We start from the raw sequence: 8,284 nt of genomic DNA on the forward strand, positions 1-8,284 counted from the left end.
TGGGTGCACGGTGTGGTGGTGGATTGGTCGGTGGCGTGCGGTGGCGTTTCCGGGCGGCGGGTGGAGTTGCCTACGTACGCATTTCAACGCCAACGGTTCTGGCTGGACTGGGGTACGCCGACCGTGCCCGCGGCCGATCCCGTGGATGCGAAGTTCTGGGAACTGGTCGAAAGCGGTGATATCCGTTCGCTGGCGGATCTGGTCGACGCGGATCCGGCCACGGGATCGGACGGAATCGTTGCAGCCCTGGGGGATTGGCGTCGTCGTGTGCGCCGTAAGGCCGATGCGAACGCCTGGCGCCATGTCGATGGCTGGCGGCGATTCTCGGTATCTCCGGCGCCGCTGCCGGACCGATGGCTGATCGTGCGGCCCGCCGGGGACGACGCGGAGGGCGTGCTAGCGGCCGTGCTCGCTGGTCTGGAACCGACGAATTGCGTACTGGTACAGGCGGAACCCGAGGCGGACCGGGCGGCGCTGGCCGAGCAGATCAGGGAGGCGCTCGACGCCACTGAGAACGTGACCGGCGTCCTGTCGTTGCTGGCCTTCACCGGCCTGAACGATGCGGCAAGTCCGGATGTCCCCGCGGCGGTCTCCGGGAATCTGTCTCTCGTTCAGGCGCTGGCGGATCTGGCGGTCGACGCGCCCCAGTGGTGGCTGACCCGTGGCGCGGTGCGCACCGGTAATGACGACCCGCAATCGATTCCGGCGCACGCCCAGTTGTGGGCGCTGGGACGTGTTGTGGCACTGGAACAACCGCGCGCCTGGGGTGGCTTGATCGATCTGCCACAGGCCATCGACGAGGCTGCGATCGACCTGGTGGCGGCGTTACTGACCCAGCCGCACGGCGAGGATCAGGTCGCGGTACGTGATGGCGCGGTGCTGGGCCGCAGGTTGGTGCCGGATGTGATCGACGGTGGTGCCTGGCGGCCGCGGGGCACGGTGCTGATCACGGGTGGGACGGGTGCGCTCGGTGGCCATGTGGCGCGCTGGGCAGCCGCGCACGGGGCGGAGCATGTACTGCTGGTGAGCCGTAGTGGCGACCAGGCCGCGACCGCGCCCGCCCTCGCCGGCGAGCTCGAAGCGCTGGGCGCGCGAGTGAGCTTCGCCGCCTGCGATGTGACGGATCAGGCCGAGCTGGCCGCTGTGCTCGGCCGGGTCCCGGCGGAGCAGCCGTTGACCGCGGTGGTGCACACTGCGGGAATCGCCTACGGCGGGCTCGTTTCCGACACGACCACCGAGCAGCTAGCGCTCGCCAACGCCGCGAAGGAAGCGGGCGCCGCCCACTTGGATGTGCTGACCCGGGATCTCGAGCTGGACGCCTTCGTGCTGTTTTCCTCCGGCTCGGCGTCGTGGGGGAGTGCGGGCAACGCCGTCTACGCGATGGGCAATGCGTACCTGGACGGATTGGCGTTGCGCCGCAAGGCTTCCGGCCTGCCTGCGACGTCCATCGCCTGGGGCGTCTGGGGTGGTGGCGGGATGGTCGAAGGGGCCGCCGAAAAGTCGCTCGGCCGTCGCGGCCTGCGGCCGATGGACCCCGAGGTCGCGGTACATGCGCTGGCCGCCGCCGTCGACCACGGGGACACGCTGGTCACGGTCGCCGATGTGGACTGGGGCCGGTTCGCCGAAACCTTCACCATCGTCCGCGCCAGCCGATTGATCGGCGAACTGCCGGGTGTCGAGAGCGCCGAGTCCGGCTCGGCCTCGACCGGCGATCCGGAGTTGCTGATCCGCCTGCGTGAACTGCCCGCGAGTGAACAGGCACGCTTGCTTGCCGATCTCGTGCGCGGCGAGGTCGCGGAAGTGCTCGGGCATGCCGGTGCGCAGGCCATCGAGCCGACCCGGCCGTTCGCGGAACTGGGCTTCGATTCGCTGACCGCGGTCGAGCTGCGCAACCGGCTCAAGACGGTGACCGGACTCGCGTTGCCGAGCACGTTGGTGTTCGACTATCCGACCGTTGTCGCAGTAGGCGAGTATCTGCGTGACGAGCTGATCGGTGCGTTGGCAGCGACACCAGCGGCGCTGGTGTCGACGGTCGCCGATGACGGCGATCCGGTGGTGATCGTGGCGATGAGTTGCCGGTATCCGGGTGGGGTGGAGTCGCCGGAGGACCTGTGGTCGTTGGTGGCCGACGGTGTCGACGCGATCACCGAGTTCCCCGACGATCGCGGCTGGGACCTGTCGATCTACGACCCCGACAGCGCCACCGCCGGAACGACTTATGTGCGGGAGGGCGGGTTCGTATCCACCGCCACCGATTTCGATGCCGAGCTGTTCGGTATCTCGCCGCGTGAGGCGTTGGCGATGGATCCGCAGCAGCGGTTGTTGCTGGAGTCGTCGTGGGAGTTGTTCGAGCGCGCGGGTATTGATCCATTGTCGTTGCGCGGCAGCCGAACCGGTGTCTTCGTCGGTGGCAGTTCGCAGGATCATGCGCTGAAGGCGCTGTTCGGTGGTTCAGCGACCGACGGCTATGTGCTGACCGGTACCGCGGGCAGCGTGCTGTCCGGTCGTATCTCGTACGTGTATGGCCTCGAGGGCCCCGCGGTGACGATCGATACGGGCTGTTCGTCGTCCTTGGTGGCGTTGGACTGGGCCGTGCGCTCGGTCCGCAACGGCGAGTGCGAGACGGCGATCGCCGGTGGCGTGGAGGTGATGTCGACAACCGGCGCGTTCGTGGAGTTCTCGCGACAGGGTGGGTTGTCGCGCAGCGCTCGGTGTAAGTCTTTCGCGGCCGGCGCCGATGGCACCGGGTGGGGCGAGGGCGTCGGCCTGGTGCTGGTGGAGCGTCTGTCGGCGGCGCAGCGACAGGGGCACACGGTGCTTGCTGTCGTGCGCGGTTCCTCGGTGAATCAGGATGGGGCGTCGAACGGTTTGACCGCCCCGAACGGTCCGTCGCAGCAGCGAGTCATTCGCCAGGCCCTGGCGAGTGCGGGTCTGACCACCGCAGATGTCGACGTGGTCGAGGCGCACGGTACCGGCACGGTGCTGGGTGATCCGATCGAGGCGCAGGCCTTGCTGGCCACCTACGGCCGCGGCCGCTCGGCGGACCGCCCGCTCTGGTTGGGTTCGATCAAGTCGAATATCGGTCATACCCAAGCCGCCGCCGGTGCGGCCGGTGTGATCAAGATGGTCGAGGCGATGCAGCACGGCGTGCTGCCCAAGACCCTGCACGCGGATGAGCTGACGCCCGAGGTGGATTGGTCATCGGGTGCGGTCCAAGTGCTGACCGAGGCGCAGCCGTGGCCGAACGTCGAGCGCCCGCGCCGTGCCGCCGTATCCGCCTTCGGTGTCAGCGGCACCAACGCCCACCTGATCCTGGAAGCAGTTGCCGCCCAGCCTGATTCGGCGGCAGCCCCGTCCGACGAGGTGGTCACCCCGGTCTGGGTGCTGTCGTCCCGAACCGAGGCCGGGCTGCGCGCGCAGGCGGCACGGTTGCGCGATTATATTGCCGCCGAGAAGGATTCGACACTCACCGAGGTCGGATACGCCCTGACCGCCAGGGCTGCGCTGGCGCGCCGGACGGCCATCGTGGCACCGGATCGCGCGGGATTCCTCGCCGGACTCGACGCGATTACCGCCGGGAACTCGGCGCCGGGGGTGGTGACCGGCGATCGGGTCGGCGGCCGGGTGACCTTCGTGTTTCCGGGTCAGGGTGCGCAATGGGCCGGTATGGGGCGCGAACTGCTGGAGACCGACGCCGTTTTCGCCGCGCGGATGCGCGAGTGCGCGGCGGCGATGGATCCGCTGACCGGCTGGTCTCTGTTGGAATTCGTGGCGGGCCAGCAGGAATCGCTGGATCGCGTCGACGTGGTGCAGCCGGTGTCGTTCGCGGTAATGGTGTCGTTGGCGGCGATGTGGGAATCGTGCGGTGTCACACCGGATGTCGTCGTCGGTCACTCACAGGGTGAGATCGCGGCGGCCTGCGTCGCGGGCGTGTTGACGCTGGCGGACGCGGCCCGTGTGGTGGTGGCGCGGAGCCGGGTGATCGCCGAGCGACTGGCCGGCCACGGGGGGATGGTATCGATCGCGCTGCCGCCGGAGCAGGTTGCCGGCCTGATCGCCCGTTTCGGCGACCGCGTCTCGGTCGCTGCGCTGAACGGACCGGTGAGCACGGTGATCTCGGGTGCGAACGACGCCCTGGACGAACTGCTGGCCGAATGCTCGGCAGCGCAGGTGCGGGCACGCCGGGTCGAGGTGGACTACGCGTCGCATTCGGCGCAGGTGGACACGATCGCCGAGGAACTGATGGCCGTGCTGGCCGGTATCGCGCCGCAGGCTGGGCAGGTACCGGTGTATTCGACGGTGCGCAACGGGTACCTCGACGGCGCCGAGATGGACGCGCGATATTGGGTCGAGAATCTGCGGGAGCCGGTGCGATTCGCGTCGGTGCTCGAGGCATTGCTGGCGCAGGACATCCGAGTGCTGGTCGAAGTGAGTTCGCATCCGGTGCTGGTGCCCGCGATCGAGCAGGGGATCGATCGCAGCGAGGTGGCCGCGGTGGCGCTGGGCACGTTGCGTCGTGCGGAGGGGAGCCGGGATCGGTTGCTGACCGCGGTCGCGCAAGCGTGGACGCACGGCGTGGCGGTGAATTGGGCCGCGCTGTATGCGAGTTCGGCGGCTCGGCGAATCCAGCTGCCCACCTACGCTTTCCAGCGCAATCGGTTCTGGTTGGAGTGGGCGTCCATCGATTCCATCGTGCCCGCGGCCGATCCCATCGATACGGAGTTCTGGAATCTGGTCGAGGGCGGCGACGTACGCTCGCTCGCCGAGTTCGTCGAAGCGGACCCGGCCGCGGGTGCGGACGGGATCGTTGCGGCGCTGGGTGACTGGCGTCGCCGGGCGCGCCGAAAGGCCGATGCGAGTGCCTGGCGGCACATCGATGCCTGGCGGCGGTTCTCGCTGACCCCGGCGACACTGCCGGACCGCTGGCTGGTGGTGCGGCCCGTCGACGACGACGCCGACAGCGTGCTGGCCGGTCTGCTCGCCGGTCTGGACCCGGCACGCTGTGTGCTGTTGACGGTTGCGCCGGGTATCGATCCCGCGGCGCTGGCGGAACAGATTCGGGCCGTGGTCGCGGATGCGCCGGTGCGCGGTGTGCTGTCGCTACTGGCCTTTACCGACCTGCCCGATCCGGTGTACGCGGCGCTTCCTGCTGCGGTCTCGGCGCAGCTGACATTGACCCAGGCATTGCCCGAGTCCGGGATTGACGCACCGCACTGGTGCTTGACGCGAGGTGCGGTGCGGACGGGAAGCGATGACCCGCAGCCGATTCCGGCGCACAGCGAGCTGTGGGCACTGGGCCGGGTCGCGGCATTGGAACAACCGCGCGGCTGGGGTGGTCTGATCGATCTCCCGGAAACGGTCGACGAGCAGGCCGTCTCGCTGGTGGCGGCGTTACTGACCCAGCCGCACGGCGAGGATCAGGTCGCGGTACGTGATGGCGCGGTGCTGGGCCGCAGGTTGGTGCCGGATGTGATCGACGGTGGTGCCTGGCGGCCGCGGGGCACGGTGCTGATCACGGGTGGGACGGGTGCGCTCGGTGGCCATGTGGCGCGCTGGGCAGCCGCGCACGGGGCGGAGCATGTACTGCTGGTGAGCCGTAGTGGCGACCAGGCCGCGACCGCGCCCGCCCTCGCCGGCGAGCTCGAAGCGCTGGGCGCGCGAGTGAGCTTCGCCGCCTGCGACGTCGCCGACCGCGCGGCTCTCGTGGAGGTGCTGGCGCGGATTCCCGCCGAGCTACCACTGACCGCAGTGCTGCACACCGCGGGAATCCCTTACCACGCAACGATTTCCGAGACGACCGCCGAGCAGCTGGCCCTGGCGAACGCCGCGAAGGTAGTAGGTGCGGACAACCTGGATGCGCTGACCCGCGAGCTCGACCTGGATGCATTCGTCCTCTTTTCCTCCGGCTCGGCCTCGTGGGGGAGCGCGGCCAATGCCGTCTACGCGATGGGAAATGCCCACCTGGACGGAGTGGCCTTGCGGCGCAGGGCATCCGGCCTGCCAGCGACGTCGATCGCCTGGGGTATGTGGGGTGGCGGCGGCATGGCCGAGGGCGCCGCGGAGGAACAGCTCAGCCGTCGCGGCCTGCGGCCGATGGACCCCGAGGTCGCGGTACACGCGCTCGCCGCCGCGGTCGACCATGGCGACACGCTGGTGACGGTCGCGGATGTGGACTGGGGCCGGTTCGCCGAAACCTTCACCGTCGTCCGTCCCAGCCGGCTGATCAGCGAACTGCCCGGTGTCGAGGTCACCGAATCGACAGCTGGCGAAGGTGATCGAGAGCTGCTTGCCCGGCTGCGCGATCGATCGGCCGCGGAACAGCGGGATGTGCTGGCAGATCTCTTGCGCGGCGAGGTCGCCGCGGTCCTCGGGCATGCCGGGCCGGAAGCGATCGAGCCGACTCGGCCGTTTGCGGAACTGGGCTTCGATTCGCTGACCGCGGTCGAGCTGCGCAACCGGCTCAAGACGGTGACCGGACTCGCGTTGCCGAGCACGTTGGTGTTCGACTATCCGACCGTCGTCGCGGTGAGCGAGTATCTGCGGGACGAACTGCTCGGCGCGTCGAGCGCTGCGGCCGTACCGGTTTCGACGGTCGCCGACGATGGCGATCCGGTGGTGATCGTGGCGATGAGTTGCCGGTATCCGGGTGGGGTGGAGTCGCCGGAGGACCTGTGGTCGTTGGTGGCCGACGGTGTCGACGCGATCACCGAGTTCCCCGACGATCGCGGCTGGGAGCTGCCGGTCTACGACCCGGGACCAGACGACGCGGGCACCGCCTTTGTGCGCGCGGGCGGATTCGTGCCGACCGCCACGGAATTCGATGCGGGGCTGTTCGGTATCTCGCCGCGTGAGGCGTTGGCGATGGATCCGCAGCAGCGGCTGTTGCTGGAGTCGTCGTGGGAGTTGTTCGAGCGCGCGGGTATTGATCCGGATTCGCTGCGGGGCAGCAGAACCGGTGTCTTCATCGGTGGTCATCCACTCGACCACGCCGTGAAATCAGTGTTCGCAGGTTCCCAGACGGCTGGGTATATGGCCACAAGCACGTCGGGCAGTGTTTTGTCGGGTCGGATCTCGTATGTGTTCGGCCTGGAAGGGCCTGCGGTGACGGTGGACACGGCGTGCTCGTCGTCGCTGGTGGCCTTGGACCTGGCGGTGCGCTCAGTGCGTAGCGGTGAGTGCGGGCTGGCGGTCGCCGGTGGTGTGGCAGTGCTTTCGACCCCCGGATCATTCGCGGAGTTTTCGCGGCAAGGTGGGTTGTCGCGTAGTGGACGGTGTAAATCGTTTGCGGCGGGTGCTGATGGGACCGGTTGGGGCGAGGGCGTTGGTTTGGTGTTGGTGGAGCGTCTGTCCGATGCTCGTCGTGCCGGGCACCAAGTCCTTGCCATCGTTCGTGGTTCGGCATTGAACCAAGACGGAGCGTCGAACGGGCTTTCGGCGCCGAATGGTCCGGCGCAGCAGCGAGTTATCAAACAGGCGTTGGCGAACGCCGGCTTGACCGCCGACGATATCGACGTGGTCGAAGCGCACGGCACCGGTACGGTGCTGGGTGATCCGATCGAGGCGCAGGCGTTGCTGGCGACCTATGGTCGGGATCGGGATCGTCCGCTGTGGTTGGGGTCGTTGAAGTCGAATATCGGTCATACGCAGGCGGCTGCCGGAGTGGCCGGTGTGATCAAGATGGTGTTGGCGCTGCGCCACGGGATGCTGCCGAAGACGCTGCATGTCGACGAGCCGACGTCCGAGGTGGATTGGTCGTCGGGTGCGGTGGCGGTGCTGACCGAGGCGCAGCCATGGCCGGATGTGCAGCGCCCGCGTCGCGCAGCCGTGTCAGCCTTCGGCGTCAGCGGCACGAACGCACACCTTGTCCTGGAACAGTTCTCCGCACAGGTCGAATCAGACAGCCGTTCCTCCGATGAGCTCGTTGCGGATTCGGCCGCGGTCAGCACTGCCTGGGTGTTGTCGTCCCGAACCGAAGCGGGGTTGCGTGCGCAGGCGGCGCGGTTGCGTGACCACGTTGCCGGCGAACATGTTTCGGCGCTCGCCGATATCGGCTACACCCTGACCACCAGGGCCGCGCTGGAGCGGCGAGCAGTGATCGTGGCGCCGGATCGCGCAGGATTCCTCGACGGGCTCGACGGCATCGTGGCAGGAGTTCCGGCCACGGGGGTGACGATCGGCGATCGGGTCGAAGGCAAGGTCGTCTTCGCTTTCCCTGGTCAGGGTGCGCAGTGGGTGGGTATGGGTCGTGAGTTGTTGGCGGTTGATGAGGTTTTCGCGGCTCGGA

1 protein-coding gene is annotated in these 8,284 nt (G+C 68.5%); it reads left to right on the plus strand.

What is annotated here, in order from left to right; genetic code table 11:
• On the plus strand, positions 1-8,284 hold an 8,284-nt coding region (locus tag ABZ942_RS43705; protein ID WP_357392255.1), incomplete at both ends, for a type I polyketide synthase.

The sequence above is a fragment of the Nocardia sp. NPDC046473 genome, assembly GCF_040645995.1.
In the GTDB taxonomy this organism is placed as follows: domain Bacteria; phylum Actinomycetota; class Actinomycetes; order Mycobacteriales; family Mycobacteriaceae; genus Nocardia.